Here is a 14,401-nt window from a genome sequence, read left to right as displayed (position 1 = left end):
GCGCCTAAAGAGCGATGACGTTTTTCATAAAAACGAACATCACTTTATGCGGAGAGATGTCGTGGCCGAGGAAAATTCAGAGCGCAAGCCGCGCTCAACGCCTTGGCGGCTCCTATTGCTTGTGCCTTTCGTGGCAACGCTCTGGGTGCCGTTCTTCAATCATGCCAAGCCCGCCGTGCTAGGCTTTCCCTTTTTCTATTGGTACCAGCTCGCCTGGGTGGTGATCTCGTCGGTCATCATCTGGATCGTCTGGCGCGCCGAAAGCTAAGGAACGTCGCCATGCTCATAGCCGGTATCGTCTTCGCCGTCCTCGTGGTCGGCGTTCTCATCCTGGGGTTCTTCGCTGCACGCTGGCGCGGCGGTGACCTCGACCAGCTTCACGAATGGGGGCTTGGCGGCCGCCAGTTCGGCACGCTGATTTCCTGGTTCCTGATCGGCGGCGATCTTTATACGGCCTATACGTTCATTGCCGTGCCCGCGCTGATGTTCGGCGCAGGCGCCATCGCCTTCTTCGCGGTGCCATACACCATCGTCGCCTATCCGATCCTGTATGTTGTGTTTCCGAAAATGTGGCGGGTTGCCGCCAAATACGGTTTCGTCACCGGGCCAGAGTTTGTCAGAGGCCGCTATGGCAACCGCTGGCTTGCGCTTGCGGTGGGTATCACCGGCATCATCGCGACCATGCCCTATATCGCGTTGCAGCTTGTCGGCATGCAGGTGGTCATCGGCGCGTTCAACCTCGGTACCGGGTTCGGCAGTCATCTCCCGCTGATCCTGGCCTTCCTCGTGCTCGCCGCCTTCACCTACACGTCGGGCCTTCGCGCGCCGGCCATGATCGCTGTGGTCAAGGACACGCTGATCTACCTCACCATCATCGTGGCGATCTTCGCGATCCCGGCCTCGCTGGGCGGGTTCGGACATATTTTCGCGAAGATCGCCTCCACCAAGCTGCTGCTGCCGAAGCCAGGCCCGCATACCACCGGGCTTTATTCTGGCTATGCGACGCTGGCACTCGGCTCGGCGATGGCGCTGTTCCTGTATCCCCACGCGTTGACCGGCATCCTGTCGTCGCGCTCGAGCGAGACGGTGCGAAAAAACGCGGTGATCCTGCCGGCCTATTCGCTGATGCTCGGCCTGATCACCCTGCTCGGCGCCATGGCGGTGGCAGCCGGCGTTTCCGCGCTGCCCCAGTTCGCCGCGGGCTTCAAAGCCTATGGGCCGAGTTTCGCCGTGCCGGCGCTGCTGATCCATACCTTGCCGGGCTGGTTTGTCGGCATTGCCTTTGCCGCCATCGCGATCGGCGCCCTGGTGCCTGCCGCGATCATGGCGATTGCCTCGGCGAACATCTTCACGCGCGACATCTGGAAGGAATTCGTCTCCCCCGGCGTATCGGCGGCGGCGGAATCGCAGATCGCCAAGCTGTTCTCGATCGTGATGATTATCGGAGCGCTGCTGTTCATCTTCGGCCTGCCGCTGAAGTACGCGATCCAGTTGCAGCTGCTTGGCGGCATGTGGATGATCCAGATCTTTCCGGCCATCGTATTCAGCCTGTTCACCCGGTTCTACAACGGATGGGCGTTGCTGGTCGGCTGGGCGGTGGGCATCGGCCTTGCGACGCATTTCGCGTTGCTGAACCATCTCAAGGGCGCGATCTATCCGTTCCACATCGGTGGGATGACCTATCCGTGCTACATTGCGCTGGCCACCTTCGTCGTGAACGTGATCGTGGCCACCGCGCTATCGCCGGTGTTCCACGCCATCAAGTCGGACCGCACGCGCGACGTGACCACCAGCGCCGACTACGCCTGAGGGATGGTGCGTCTTTCGCGCCAGTGTCGATGAGCGGTTCCACGTCCCGCAGGCGCGGGGCCGCTTTCGGCTTCATCATGGCCACGATCCTGCTGGACATGCTGGCCATGGCGATCGTGCTGCCGGTCCTGCCCGCGCTCATCACCGGGCTGGTCGGCGGGGGCGCCGGGCTGAGCGCGCATGTGTTCGGCGCCTTCGGTGCCGCCTGGGCGGCGATGCAGTTCATTGCCTCGCCGATGCTTGGCGCGCTGTCCGACCGGTTCGGCCGGCGGCCGGTGATCCTGCTCTCCTGCCTCGGCCAGGCGGTGGATTTCACCGTGATGGCGCTGGCCCCATCGGTCGGCTGGCTGCTCGCCGGGCGGATTCTCTCCGGCGCTTCGTCGGCCAACATCGCCGCCGCGAATGCATATATTTCCGATGTCACGCCACCGGAGCGGCGGGCGGCGGCGTTCGGCGTCTCGGGCGTTGCCGCGGCGATCGGCTTTGTGCTCGGACCGGCGCTGGGCGGTCTGCTCGGCGCGGTTTCGCTGCGCCTGCCGTTCTGGTTCGCAGCCGGTCTTTCCCTCGCCAACTTCCTCTACGGTCTGGTGGCGCTGCCGGAATCGCTCGCGCCGCGCCGCCGCCGGCGGATCGGCTGGCGGGGCCTCAACCCGCTGGATGCGCTGCGCTTCTATCGCCGGCCGGGCGTGGCCGCGCCGGCGACGATCTATGCGCTCGGCACGCTCGCGCTGCAGGCGGTGCCTTCGGTCATGGTGCTTTACGTGCAGGAGCGGTTCGGCTGGCGCCCGCAGCTGATCGGCGCCACCCTCGCCGCCGCCGGGGTCGGGTTTGCCGTGGTCGGCGGCGTTGTGGTCGGGCCGATGGTGCGCCGGCTTGGCGAGCCGAGAACGCTGATCCTTGGCCTGATCGGTGGCGCCGCGGGGTTTGTGCTGTTCGGTCTCGCGCCCGATTCGCGGATTTTCTGGATCGGCGTCCCGGTTCTCTCGGCCTGGGGGCTGGCGATGCCTGCGGTGCAGGGGATCATGGCGCACCGGATTGGCGGGCGCGAGCAGGGGCGGCTGCAGGGGTTGCTCGCCAGCCTGAACGGGCTGACCGCGCTGGTCGGCCCGTTGCTGTTCACCACGATCTACGCGGCGACGCTGGGGCCTGACGGCACGGCGGACGTGCCGCGCTCGGGCACCGCCCTCGTCGTCGCCGGCCTGCTGCTGCTCGCCTCGCTGATTCCGCTGCGCTGGGCGGTGCGGTATCAGGCCGGCAGGCCGAACCCGTAGGCGTCCATCCGCAGGATGGCGTGCTCGGTCGAGTTGTGCAGCCGCCGTGCCGCGCTGCCCTCTCCGGCGCCGATCGCGGTGAAGAGCGGCAGCAGATGCTCTTCGGTCGGGTGTTCGTCGCGCGCATGCGGCGCGCGGGCGCGATAGTCGAGCAGGGCGGCGATGTCGTTGCCGGCAATGGCCGCGTCCATCCAGGCGCTGAACGCCGTCACATCCTCCGCCTCCGGCGCGTCGACCGGCTGGCCGCGGAAGCGCCGCAGGTCGTGAGTGAAACTGCCGGAACCGACGATCAGCACATCGTCACGCCGCAGCGGCGCCAGCGCCCGGCCGATGTCGAAGGCGTGGCGCGGGCCGAGCCGGGTCTGTACCGAGAGCTGGAGTACAGGGATGTCGGCCGCGGGCCAGGCCAGCAGCAGCGGCACCCAGGCGCCATGGTCGAGGCCGCGCGCGGGGTCGAGCCCGGTGGGAAAACCGGCCTCGCCGAGCAGCCCGGCAATGCGCTGCGCCAGCGCCGCATCGCCCGGCGCGGGATAGGAAAGTTCGTAGAGCGCGCGGGGGAAGCCGAAGAAATCGTGGATGGTCTCGTTGCGGGCCACCGCATTGACCATCGGCTCTGCCGTCTCCCAATGCGCGGAGACGACGAGAATGGCGCGAGGTCTGGGCAGGGTGGCGGAAAGTCCGGCGAGGAACATCCTCGCCGGGGTTTCGGTGAGTGCCAGCATCGGCGAGCCATGGCTGACGAAGAGCGAGGGTTGCATCACGCGGTCCTCCGGCCGAACGGTGTGGGGACGAGGGCATAAGGACCATCGCCGATCAGGGCGAGCACCACGAGGGCGATGGCCCAGAACGCGGGATATTCCCATCCGCCGCCTTTCGCCGTGAAATAGAACCCGTTATGGATATGCACCAGCGCGATGGCGCCGATCAGGTCCGGCACGATCAGTAGCGCGGCGAGCCGCGCCCATATCCCGAGCACCAGCGCGATGCCGGCCGCCAGTTCCCACAGCATGACGAACAGGCCGAACCAGCCCGGCAGACCGAGGCTGGCGAAGAAATGTTCCGTCCCGGCAGGGGTGAAGATGGCGTATTTCAGCCAGTCATGGGCGAAGAACAGGAAGCCCAGAGTTAGCCGGAGCAGCAGGGCGCCGTAGCCGGCGGTTCGGGTGTCGATTGTCGAGTCCATGTGCGTAATCTCCTTCACCCCCCAGATAACCATGCGAGAATGGTTGGTTAATATCCAATTCTTTGGTTATCGTCATGCGGATTCGCATAGGAGTGACGATGGATTGGGACGATCTGCGCAGCTTTCTCGCCATAGCCCGCGAGGGCACGCTGTCGGCGGCGGCGCGGCGGCTGGGCGTACGGCAATCGACGATGGGACGGCGGCTCGCGGCGCTGGAGGCGCGGGCCGGTGTGCGGCTGCTGGAACGCACGCCGCGCGGCTTCCGGCTGACCGCCGCCGGTGAGGCGGCGCGCGCCGAGGTGGAGCGGATGGAGACGGCGGCGCTGGCGGCCGAGCGGGCGGTGAGCGGGCGGGATGTGCGGCTGGAAGGCACCGTGCGCCTGACGACGGTGAGCGATTTTGCGCCCTCCGTGCTGATGCCCGCCTTGGCCGATCTTGCCGACCGCTATCCGGGCATCGTGGTGGAACTGATCGCCGATGACCGTACCCTCTCGCTCGCTGCGCGCGAGGCTGATCTCGCCCTCCGTCTCGCGCGGCCGCGTGGGCAGTCGTTGCGGGGGCGGCGAATCGGCACGGTATCGTTCGGCCTATATGCGAGCGAAACCTATCTTGCCGCGCGCAGCGTGCCGGCCTGGCCTGGCAGCCAGGGCGAGGGCCACCGGCTCATCCTGTCGCGCGACGAGACCGGCGCCTATCCGGAGCTCGACGCGCTGGCGGCGATGGCGCCGAAGGCGGCTGTCGCCCTCAGGACCGACAGCCGGGTAAGCCAGCTCGCCGCCGCCCGCGCCGGGCTGGGCATCGCCGTGCTCGGGCACCACGTCGCCGCCGGCGCGGGGTTGACGCGGATCGATTCACCGCCGCTGCCGGAGCGGGAAATCTGGCTGGTGCAGCACGAGGATACGCGCGACGTGCCGCGCATCCGCGCCGTTGCCGATGCGCTGGCGGCCAGGATGCGCGCGGCGGAGCCTGTCTTTGCCGGGCTGGATCAGGCGCCCGCCAGTCCTGAGCCCACGAGTTTTGCCGGGTCGCAGAGCCGGTCGAACGTCGCGGGGTCGACGCCGCCATAGCCGGTTGCCGCTTCGCGCAGCGTCAGGCCGTGTTCCGCCGCGTGATGAGCGATCGCGGCGGCGCGATCATAGCCGATTTCCGGGCTCAGCGCGGTGACCAGCATGAGCGAGCGGCCGAGCTGTTCGTCGATCCGCGCACGGTTCAGCGCGGTCCCCTCCACCGAAAACCGGCGGAAGGCGGTGCAGGCTTCCGTCATGGTCCGGCAGGTGCGGAGCACGTTGTTGATGATCAGCGGCCGCATCGCGTTCAGCTCGAAATTGCCCTGGCTGCCGGCGAAGGCAACCGCCGCGTCATCGCCGATCGTCTGGATGCAGACCATCACCAGCGCCTCGCACTGGGTCGGGTTCACCTTGCCGGGCATGATTGAGGAGCCTGGCTCGTTCTCGGGGAGCAGGAGTTCGCCGATGCCGCAGCGGGGGCCGGAGGCGAGCCAGCGCATGTCGTTGGCGATTTTCATCAGTGCTACGGCGAGGCCGCGCAGGGCGGCCATCGTCGCGACCATCGCATCGAGCGAGGCTTGCGCGGCGAACTTGTTCGGGGCGGTAACGAATGGCTTGCCGGTGATCGCGGCGATTCGTGCGGCGATCGCCCGGCCGAAGCCGGCGGGGGCGGCGAGGCCGGTGCCGACCGCGGTGCCGCCGGCGGCGAGTTCGAGCAGCCCGCCGCGCGATGCCCCGACCCGCGCCAGCGCATCGCTAAGCTGGTGCGCATAGCCCGACCATTCCTGGCCCACGGTGAGCGGCACCGCGTCCTGCAGATGGGTCCGGCCGGTCTTGGGGATGTCCATCCACGCGAAGGCCTTCGCCTCGATGGCGCCGGCGAGCGCGTCGATGGCGGGAATGAGATCCTCGTCCAGCGCCGCGAGGGTCGCGACATGCATCGCCGCGGGAAAGGTATCATTGGAGGATTGCGAGCGGTTGACGTCGTCATTCGGATGGATCGGCGCTCGAGCGCCGGGTTCGGCGCCGAGCAGCTGGTTCGCCCGCGCGGCCAGCACCTCGTTGAGGTTCATGTTGGACTGCGTGCCCGAGCCGGTCTGGTAGACATGCAGCGGGAAATGATCGTCGAGTGCGCCCGCCATCGCCTCTTCGGCGGCGCGGACGATCGCCGCCACCTTCCAGCCGGGCAGCGCGCCAAGCTCGGCATTCACCTCTGCCGCCGCCTTCTTGACCAGCGCATAGGCGCGGTAGAGCGCCGTCGGCATCCGTTCGCCGATGGCGAAATGGCGCAGGCTGCGTTGGGTCTGGGCTCCCCAGTAGCGATCCGCCGGCACCTCGATCGTGCCCATCGAATCATGCTCGGTGCGGGTGCCGGTCGCATCGATGCCGACCGGCACGTCACGCAGTCTTTCTGCTCCGGTGCTCATCGAGAGCAGATGGCGTGCCGCCCCCGCCGGTTAAAGCGGCTCGATTGCGGCGAAGCGGATCAGACGGCCCTATTCTTCCTCGATATCCTCGAGGCTGAACTGCTGGGCTTCCTCGTCGTAGGAATAGATCTCGGCGTAGCGGCCCCAGGAGATCGCGGTGCGCAGCGTTTCCTCGGCGCGTTCGGGCGACATGTGATCTTCCAGTTCGTCGCGGAAGCGGACGGCGGAGGCGCGATGGTTCCAGCGTTCGTCGATCACCTGGCGGATCGCGGCGACCAGCTTCACGTTGGCGAGGGCGGCGGCGGCGAAGATCTTCTTGCGCTCCTCGGTATCGGCATTCACGAAGGTCCGGCCCTGCTCGGTCAGGCGGATATCGCCATCCTCAAGTTCGGCGAAGCGCAGCAGTTGCAGGGTTTCGCCGAGTGGCAACAATTCGTCAGCCTCGTATTGCAGCACGGAGGCGAGGGCCGGCAGGTCGGCGCGGCCGTCATATGGCGGGGCGGCGAGCGTTTCCATCAGGCCGGACATCAGGTTGGTGCCGATCGGGTGGAGCGGCGTGGCAAAGCCGGTCGCCGGGTGGGCGGCCTCGGCCTTCAGGTCCGCCGGCGACTTGCGCCGCGTCATCACCGCGTAGATGTCGTCCACCATCTTGCGGAAGGCCGGATCGAGCCGGTTGCGCGGGTGTGGAAAGGGAACGCGCAATTCGTGCGCGACCCGCCCGGGATCGGACGAGAAGACGAGGATGCGGTCGCACATCAATACCGCTTCCTCGATATTGTGAGTTACGATGAGGATCGACTTGACCGGAAGCTTGCCCTCCGACCAGAGGTCGATCAGGTCGGTGCGCAGGGTTTCGGCGGTCAGCACGTCCAGCGCCGAGAACGGCTCGTCCATCAGCAGCAGGTCGGGATGGGTGACCAGCGCGCGGGCGAGGCCGACGCGCTGGCGCATGCCGCCCGAGAGTTCCTTGGGGTAGGCGCCGTCATAACCGCCGAGGCCGATCAGGTCGATCGCCTCCTCGGCGCGCTCCTCGCGCTCGCGCCGGGCGACACCCTGCGCCTCCAGCCCGAGCTCGACATTTTCCTGCACCGTGAGCCACGGAAACAGAGCAAAACTCTGGAACACCATGGCGACGCCGCGTACCGGGCCGCGCACCGGCGCACCCTTCCACGACACATCGCCGCGGGTCGGGCGCAGCAGGCCGGCGATGATCCGCAGCAGCGTCGATTTGCCCGAGCCGGAGCGACCGAGCAGGCCGACGATCTCGCCCTCGCGCAGCGTCACGTTGACGTCGTCGAGCACGACCAGTTCGCTGTTGGCTTCCTTCGGATAGGATTGCCGGCAGTTGCGGACATCGAGCAGGATGCCGGGCGCGGTTTGCTGGTCCATCTCTCCTCCTTATCCGAAATTGGTGCGCCGGCTGGCATAGGCGTAGAGGGGGCGCCAGACCAGCCGGTTGAAGCCGAGCACGAAAGCCGCCATCACGGCCACGCCGAGCACGATGCGGCTGGTGTTCCCGGCCATGGTCGCCTGCGCGATATAGGCGCCGAGCCCACGCGCGACCAGCGTGGTATGGCCCCATGAGGCGACCTCGGCAACGATCGAGGCATTCCATGCCGCGCCGGTCGCGGTGAGTGCGCCGGTAACGAAATAGGGCAGGATGCCGGGGATGATGAGCCGGCGCCACCAGAGAAGCCCGCTCAGGCGGAAATTCGAAGCCGCTTCCTTCAGGTCGCCTGGCAGCGCGGCGGCGCCCGCGACGACGTTGAACAGGACGTACCACTGTGTGCCGAGGATCATCAGCGGTGTCAGCCAGATGTTTGGCGTGAGGCGGAAATGCACGATTCCGGCAACCACCACGGGGAAGACGAGGTTGGCGGGGAAGGCGGCGAGGAACTGCGCGGCTGGCTGAACCAGTCGCGTTGCCCACGGCCTGAACCCGACCCAGACGCCGACGGGCACCCAGATCACGCAGGAGATCACCAAAGCCGCGATGACGCGGGCAAGGGTGTAGAAGGCGAGCACGACGCACTGGGCAAGATCGCTCCAGTACATCGTGCGCGCGCAGAACTCGACCACTTGTGCGGCAGCGGCGCCGGCCGCGATGATCACGACCGCATAAAAGGCGGCGTCGCCGATCCGTCCGGTGGCGCGGTCGAGGCCGGCGGACCCGAACTTCCGGTCGGCCCTGCCGAGGCGCAGGCGGACGACGTGGGCAAACTGGTCGCTCAGCCAGTCCCCTGCGGCGCGGAGAAGAAAGGTCCGGCGCAGCAGGCGGAGGACCCAGGGTTCCGTCTCGCCGGCGGAGGGCACGGTTTCGAACCGGAATTTGCCCGACCAGGCAACAAGAGGGCGGAACAGCAACTGGTCGTAGAGCAGGATTACCACCAGCATGGCCAGCAGCGCATAGACGATGGCAGCGAAATCGCGGTGCTGCAGCGCGACCGCAACGTAGGAGCCGATCCCCGGCAAGGTGAAGGTGGTGTGACCGACCGTGATCGCCTCAGACGCGACCACGAAGAACCAGCCGCCGGACATCGATAGCATAGTGTTCCACACGAGGCCCGGCACGGCGAACGGCACGTCGAGTCGCCAGAAGCGTTGCCAGGGTGTCAGGCCGAAGCTGCGGCAGGCCTCGACCAGATCCGCCGGTTCGGTGGTCAGCGACTGATAGAAGCTGAAGGCCATGTTCCAGGCCTGGCTGGTGAAGATGACGAACACCACCGCGAGTTCCGCGCCGAGTTCCTGTCCCGGGAAAAGATGCAGGAAAAACAGCACGGTGAAGGAAATGAAGCCGAGAATCGGGATCGATTGCAGGATGTCGAGGATCGGGATGATGATGATTGCGGCGCGCCGGCTCTTCGCGGCCAGTGTCGCGACCGTGAAGGTGAAGCCGAGCGAGACGAGCAGGGCCGCGAACATGCGCAACGTCGTGCGCAATGCGTAGCCGGGCAGCCACGCCGGATTCAGGTGGATATGGCCCGATTTCATCCGCGCGAGGGGCGCCATCGTGCCCTGCGCGACGTGCGCCACCCCGATCAGCAGGGCGAAGACGAGAGCCATCGCCGCGACGTCCCACGTATTGGGCAGCCGGCGGCCATGAACAAGGGCGGGCGGGACTGGTCTGGTCATGAGCCGATCCGCGTTGAAATCATTGCCGATTGTCGAACTGAAGCCGGGCGCTGCACCCCGCGGACCCTGCCTTAGCCCGGCTTTTCGCCGCTGTCACCCACCATCGGGCGGCGGGATGGTTCAATTCCGGTTCGAACTGGGCTATGCAGCGAGACCCGGGTGCTGAGGCAGCCCGGTCAGGCTGACTGGAAGGATCGCATGAAGCTCAAGGCGGATCGGGCAACGCTGCTGAAGGCGCTGGCCCATGTTCAGAACGTTGTCGAAAAACGCAACACGATTCCCATCCTGGCCAATGTGCTGTTGTCGGTGAAGGAAGGCCGGCTGACCATCGCCGCGACCGATCTGGAGATCGCGCTGATCGAGGAGGTCGCCGCGACGACGATGAGGGACGGCTCTGTCACCGCGCCGGCGGCGACCCTTTACGAGATCGTGCGCCGCCAGCCGGACAACGCCGAGATCGAGCTCGACCATCCGGGCGGTGACGCGCCGCTCGCGCTGCGGGCAGGACGCTACGCCACCAAGCTCGTGGTGCTGCCGACCGACGAATTCCCCAAGCTCGATGCCGGCAAGCTGACGCATCGCTTCGCCGTGCCGGCGCAGGCGCTGCGCGGGCTGATCGACCGCACGCGCTTCGCGATCTCGACCGAGGAAACCCGCTACTATCTCAACGGCATCTATCTTCATTCCGCCGAGTCGGAGGGAGTGCCGGTGCTTCGCGCCGTGGCGACGGACGGGCATCGTCTCGCCCGCGTCGAGGAACCGCTGCCCGAGGGCGCCGCGGGGATGCCCGGCGTCATCGTGCCGCGCAAGACGGTGAACGAGATCCGCAAGCTGCTCGACGAGGTCTCCGGCGATGTCTCGATCGCGCTCTCGGAAACCCGCATCCAGTTCGAGCTGGACACCATGCGGATGACCAGCAAGCTGATCGACGGCACCTATCCCGATTATTCGAAGGTGATCCCTACGGGCAACGACAAGATACTGCGCGTCGAGACCGCCGATTTCTCCGCCGCAGTGGCGCGCGTCTCGGCGATTACCTCCGAGCGAAACAAGCCGGTCAAACTCTCCGTCGGCCGCGACCTCCTGGTGCTTTCGGCGACCAGCCCTGACCAGGGCACGGCAACCGAGGAACTCGACGCCGAGCAGGTGGAATACCGTGCCACCCCGCTCGAAATCGGCTTCCAGGCCCGCTACCTCAACGACGTGACGGAACAGATCAAGGGCAAGGTGGAGTTCTGCTTCGCCGACGGCGCGGCGCCGACCCTGGTGCGCGCCGCCGGCGACGAGAGCGCGATTTTCGTTCTCATGCCGATGCGGGTCTGACCCCGCGGTGCCGCGCCGGGGCCTCCGGGCGCGGCGCCGGAGGCTTCACCCCCTGCATGGAGCCGCTTTCGCGCAGACGGGCGTGCCAGGACAGCGCCTGTTCGATCAGATGCGGCGTCTGCCCGCCACGGCTGCGCACGGCCTCGTTGAAATAGTCACGCAGCGCGTCGCGGTAGAGCGGGTGCGCGCATTTGTCGATGACCAGCGCCGCCCGCTCGCGCGGGGCAAGGCCTCGCAGGTCGGCCAGCCCCCGTTCGGTGACGATCACGTCCACGTCGTGCTCGGTATGATCGACATGCGAGACCATCGGCACGATGCTGGAGATCTTGCCGCCCTTGGCCAGCGACTTGGTGACGAACACTGAGAGATGGCCGTTCCGCGCGAAATCGCCGGAGCCGCCGATGCCGTTCATCATGTGCGTGCCACCGACATGGGTGGAGTTCACGTTGCCGTAGATATCTGCCTCCAGCGCCGTGTTGATGCCGATGATGCCGAGGCGGCGGACGATTTCGGGATGGTTGCTGATTTCCTGCGGGCGCAGCACCAGCCGGTCGCGGTAGCGGCCGATATCGCCGAGCACCCGTTCGTAGAGCGGCTTCGACAGCGTCATCGACGAGCCGGAGGCGAAGACAAGGCGGCCGCTGTCGAGCAACGAGATCGTGCTGTCCTGCAACACCTCGGAATACATGGTGAGGTTGCTGAACCGGCTTTCGGTGAAGCCGTGCAGCACCGCGTTGGCGATGCTGCCGATGCCGGCCTGCAACGGCATCAGCGAGGGCGAGAGCCGGGCCTCGCGCACCTCGTGGTCGAGGAATTCCAGCAGGTGCCCGGCGATCGCGGCGGTGTCCTCGTCGGGCGGCTCGATGCGCGAGGGGCTGTCGGCCTTGCTGGTGATGACGATGCCGATGATCTTCTGCGGGTCGATCGGCACATAGGGCAGGCCGATCCGGTCGCTCGGCCGCATCACCCCGAGCGGCTCGCGATAGGGGCGGCGCGAGGGGAAATAGATGTCGTGCAGGCCTTCGAGTTCCTGCGGCATCGTCATGTTGATCTCGACGATCACCTTCTCCGCCAGCACGGCGAAGCTCGCGGCGTTGCCGACCGAGGTGGTGGGCACGATGCCGCCCTTCTCGTTGATCGCCGTCGCCTCGACCACGGCGATGTCGACCGGGCGAAGCTGGCGTGCGCGCAGCTGTTCCACCGTTTCGGACAGATGCTGGTCGATGAACATCACCTCGCCGTCATTGATGCGGCGGCGCAGGGCCGGGTCGGCCTGGAAGGGCATGCGGCGGGCGATCACGTTGGCCTCGGACAGCGTCTTGTCGATATCGTTGCCGAGCGAGGCGCCGGTCATCAGCGTGATCCGCAGTGGATCACGCCGGGCGCGCTCGGCGAGGGCCACCGGCACCTCCTTGGCGTCTCCGGCGCGGGTGAAACCGCTCATGCCGATCACCATCCCGTCCCTGATCGACAGCGCGGCCTCCTCGGCCGACATCACCTTGCCCCAGAGCGTCTCCAGCCTGATCCGGTCACGATACATTCCGCTTCAACTCCCCGCGTTGCCACGCCTCTTGAGCAAGCGCTTTGCCGATCGTTTCGGAACGTTTCATTGAGGCAGATCAAGGATCGGGTCGTACGAGCCGGCCTGGGGACATGGCTGCGTTGCGGACAAGGCCGTCGGCCGGCAAACCTACCCGATCGAGTGATTTCCGCCCGCGGAACCTGCTCCTAGAATCGTCTCGTCAAGACCATTCGGAGTGTAGCGATGTCCAGCAGCGAAGACCTCCTCGTCGTGATTGCCGATGGCGCGCAGGCGCGCTTCGTGCGGTTCCGTCCCCCAGGCAAGCTCAAGACCGAGCGCACATTCGAATCGGTGGCGGCGCATCTGCGTTCCTCCGAACTGCGCAGCGATGGGCCGGGCGCATCGTTCCATACCGGCTCGACGGCGCATCACGCGGTTGAGCCGCGGCATGACCCGCACGAGTCGGAAAAGATCGCCTTCGCCCGAACCGTGGCGTCGGAACTCAATGCGCTGCCCGAAGGCAGCTTCGGCGGTTTGATCCTTGCTGCGCCTGCGCGGCTGATACCGACGCTGCGCGACGCGCTGGCGCCCTTGCCGGCGCGCAACCTGATCGGCACCGTCGAGCACGACCTCGTCAAGGTGCCGGATGAGGAACTCTGGCCGCATCTGGAAGCGGTATTGCCGGCCGGAATTCATCCCGCGCGATTGTGATCGCCCGCTCAGAGGTCGATGGCCGCGCCGTCGCGGAGCACGAGATTGGCGGCCTCGCTGAAGCCGCTGGCCTCGTGCAGCACAAGGCCCGGCAGCAGCACGGTCGGCCCGCGCCCGCCGCGAATTGCCCGGAGAATGAACAGCTTCGCCGGCCTCCCGGCACGTGGCCAGAGCGGCAGGATCCGCAATGATCCGCAGCCCGCCGCGCGCGCCGCCTCGAGCGCGGTATCGAGCGATGCCGCGGGGAGGATCAGCGACAGGCTGCCGCGCGGACGCAGCAATCGCGTCAGAGACGCGGTCCAGGCCGGCAGCAGATCGCCGGGCGCCTCGTAGGCGAGGCGGCGGCCGGGATCGGGCGAGGGGGTGTCGGCGACCGGGCGCCAGGGCGGGTTGGCGAAGGCATGGTCGACTGGGCCGGTGAGCGGTGGGCCGGTGATGTCGGCGGTAATGATCGTGGTGCCCTCGAAGCCGTTCGTCCGCAGGTTGTCGCGCGCGAGGGCAGCCAGTTCCGGATCCCGCTCGATGCCGACTCCGCGGAGTTCGGGCACGCGATAGCTGAGGCAGAGAAGACCGGCGCCGGCACCGGTTCCCGCCTCGATCACCCGTTCGCCCGGCCGTGCCGGCACGACGGCGGCGAGCAGCACGGGCTCGATTCCGGTCCGATGCCCGGTCGCGGCCTGGGTGTAGCGGATGCGACCGGCAAGCAAGGTGCCTTCGGTAAGCCTCATGCCTCGCCGGCCTCGCGCAGAATGCGGCGGGCCTGCGCCGCCTCGTCCGTCGCAACCGCGATCCGGCGGGGAAACGCCCCGATATTGCCCTCGATCGCGGCGATATTCTGATCCAGCAGCACCGGGGCGAGTCCGGCATCGCGGAGGAGCGCCATCAGGAAACTGAGGCGGATCGTATCCGTCGACGCAACGATCGTTTCCATGCGGTCTCCTCCCTCGCGGGCCGCCTTGACCCTCTGTCCCCCGCGCCGATATGCTGTCCTGATCCAGATGGAAACACAAGGTTGA

Annotated in this window: 14 protein-coding genes; 6 read left to right on the top strand and 8 right to left on the bottom strand. The window is 67.1% G+C overall.

What is annotated here, in order from left to right; translation table 11 throughout:
• The first annotated feature begins 61 nt into the window (after positions 1–61).
• From ACMV_RS07395 to ACMV_RS07385, 3 genes are read left to right on the top strand one after another with little or no spacing between them, the layout of a single operon-like run.
• Positions 62–268 carry a DUF3311 domain-containing protein gene (locus ACMV_RS07395; protein WP_007421894.1) on the top strand — a complete coding sequence of 69 codons (207 nt, stop codon included), beginning with the start codon at positions 62–64 and terminating at the stop codon, positions 266–268.
• Between the two features lie 11 nt (positions 269–279).
• A complete protein-coding gene (gene mctP / locus ACMV_RS07390; protein WP_007421895.1) occupies positions 280–1,809 on the top strand; it encodes a monocarboxylate uptake permease MctP in 1,530 nt (509 codons plus the stop codon).
• A gap of 29 nt (positions 1,810–1,838) precedes the next feature.
• Positions 1,839–3,080: an MFS transporter gene (locus tag ACMV_RS07385; RefSeq protein ID WP_011942248.1), complete on the top strand. Its 1,242-nt coding sequence runs from the start codon at positions 1,839–1,841 to the stop codon at positions 3,078–3,080.
• On the opposite strand, the gene ACMV_RS07380 is transcribed toward ACMV_RS07385, so the two are convergent.
• Positions 3,056–3,838: a DODA-type extradiol aromatic ring-opening family dioxygenase gene (locus ACMV_RS07380; RefSeq protein ID WP_013640016.1), complete on the bottom strand. Its 783-nt coding sequence runs from the start codon at positions 3,836–3,838 to the stop codon at positions 3,056–3,058. The two genes, ACMV_RS07385 and ACMV_RS07380, sit on opposite strands and share 25 nt — an antisense overlap.
• A complete protein-coding gene (locus ACMV_RS07375; RefSeq protein WP_007421898.1) occupies positions 3,838–4,263 on the bottom strand; it encodes a DoxX family protein in 426 nt (141 codons plus the stop codon). Before ACMV_RS07375 ends, ACMV_RS07380 begins: the two co-directional genes overlap by 1 nt.
• Positions 4,264–4,361: 98 nt before the next feature.
• Here ACMV_RS07375 and ACMV_RS07370 point away from each other — a divergent pair, with 98 nt between their 5' ends.
• Positions 4,362–5,330 carry a LysR family transcriptional regulator gene (locus ACMV_RS07370; protein ID WP_011942245.1) on the top strand — a complete coding sequence of 323 codons (969 nt, stop codon included), beginning with the start codon at positions 4,362–4,364 and terminating at the stop codon, positions 5,328–5,330.
• Here ACMV_RS07370 and ACMV_RS07365 read toward each other — a convergent pair.
• The 3 genes from ACMV_RS07365 to ACMV_RS07355 all read right to left on the bottom strand — a co-directional run bounded on the left by ACMV_RS07365 (position 5,249) and on the right by ACMV_RS07355 (position 9,829).
• Positions 5,249–6,697, bottom strand: coding sequence for a class II fumarate hydratase (locus ACMV_RS07365; protein WP_013640015.1), 1,449 nt, complete (start codon positions 6,695–6,697; stop codon positions 5,249–5,251). The genes ACMV_RS07370 and ACMV_RS07365 overlap by 82 nt on opposite strands.
• A gap of 69 nt (positions 6,698–6,766) precedes the next feature.
• A complete protein-coding gene (locus ACMV_RS07360; RefSeq protein WP_007422950.1) occupies positions 6,767–8,086 on the bottom strand; it encodes an ABC transporter ATP-binding protein in 1,320 nt (439 codons plus the stop codon).
• 9 nt (positions 8,087–8,095) lie between these two features.
• On the bottom strand, positions 8,096–9,829 hold the full coding sequence (locus tag ACMV_RS07355) for an ABC transporter permease (RefSeq protein WP_013640014.1): 1,734 nt from the start codon (positions 9,827–9,829) through the stop codon (positions 8,096–8,098).
• Positions 9,830–10,027: 198 nt separating this feature from the next.
• Here ACMV_RS07355 and dnaN point away from each other — a divergent pair, with 198 nt between their 5' ends.
• Positions 10,028–11,152: a DNA polymerase III subunit beta gene (dnaN, locus tag ACMV_RS07350; RefSeq protein WP_013640013.1), complete on the top strand. Its 1,125-nt coding sequence runs from the start codon at positions 10,028–10,030 to the stop codon at positions 11,150–11,152.
• Here the strand turns inward: dnaN and ACMV_RS07345 are convergent.
• Positions 11,133–12,692 (bottom strand): acetyl-CoA hydrolase/transferase family protein, encoded by a 1,560-nt coding sequence (locus tag ACMV_RS07345; RefSeq protein ID WP_013640012.1) that lies wholly within the window; start codon positions 12,690–12,692, stop codon positions 11,133–11,135. The genes dnaN and ACMV_RS07345 overlap by 20 nt on opposite strands.
• A gap of 225 nt (positions 12,693–12,917) precedes the next feature.
• Between ACMV_RS07345 and ACMV_RS07340 the strand changes: the two genes are divergently transcribed.
• Positions 12,918–13,385 (top strand): host attachment protein, encoded by a 468-nt coding sequence (locus ACMV_RS07340; protein ID WP_011942242.1) that lies wholly within the window; start codon positions 12,918–12,920, stop codon positions 13,383–13,385.
• Between the two features lie 8 nt (positions 13,386–13,393).
• Here ACMV_RS07340 and ACMV_RS07335 read toward each other — a convergent pair whose 3' ends face one another.
• Complete coding sequence (locus ACMV_RS07335; protein ID WP_013640011.1) at positions 13,394–14,113, bottom strand: tRNA1(Val) (adenine(37)-N6)-methyltransferase; 720 nt, start codon at positions 14,111–14,113, stop codon at positions 13,394–13,396.
• The gene (locus ACMV_RS07330; RefSeq protein ID WP_007422958.1) at positions 14,110–14,316 is read right to left on the bottom strand and encodes a putative signal transducing protein; all 207 of its coding nucleotides are present in this window, start codon (positions 14,314–14,316) and stop codon (positions 14,110–14,112) included. Before ACMV_RS07330 ends, ACMV_RS07335 begins: the two co-directional genes overlap by 4 nt.
• Positions 14,317–14,401: the final 85 nt, after the last annotated feature.

The organism is Acidiphilium multivorum AIU301, assembly GCF_000202835.1.
Classification (GTDB): domain Bacteria; phylum Pseudomonadota; class Alphaproteobacteria; order Acetobacterales; family Acetobacteraceae; genus Acidiphilium; species Acidiphilium multivorum.
The sequence above is the reverse complement of the archived record's forward strand: the minus strand, read 5'-3'. Positions and strand labels throughout refer to the sequence as shown.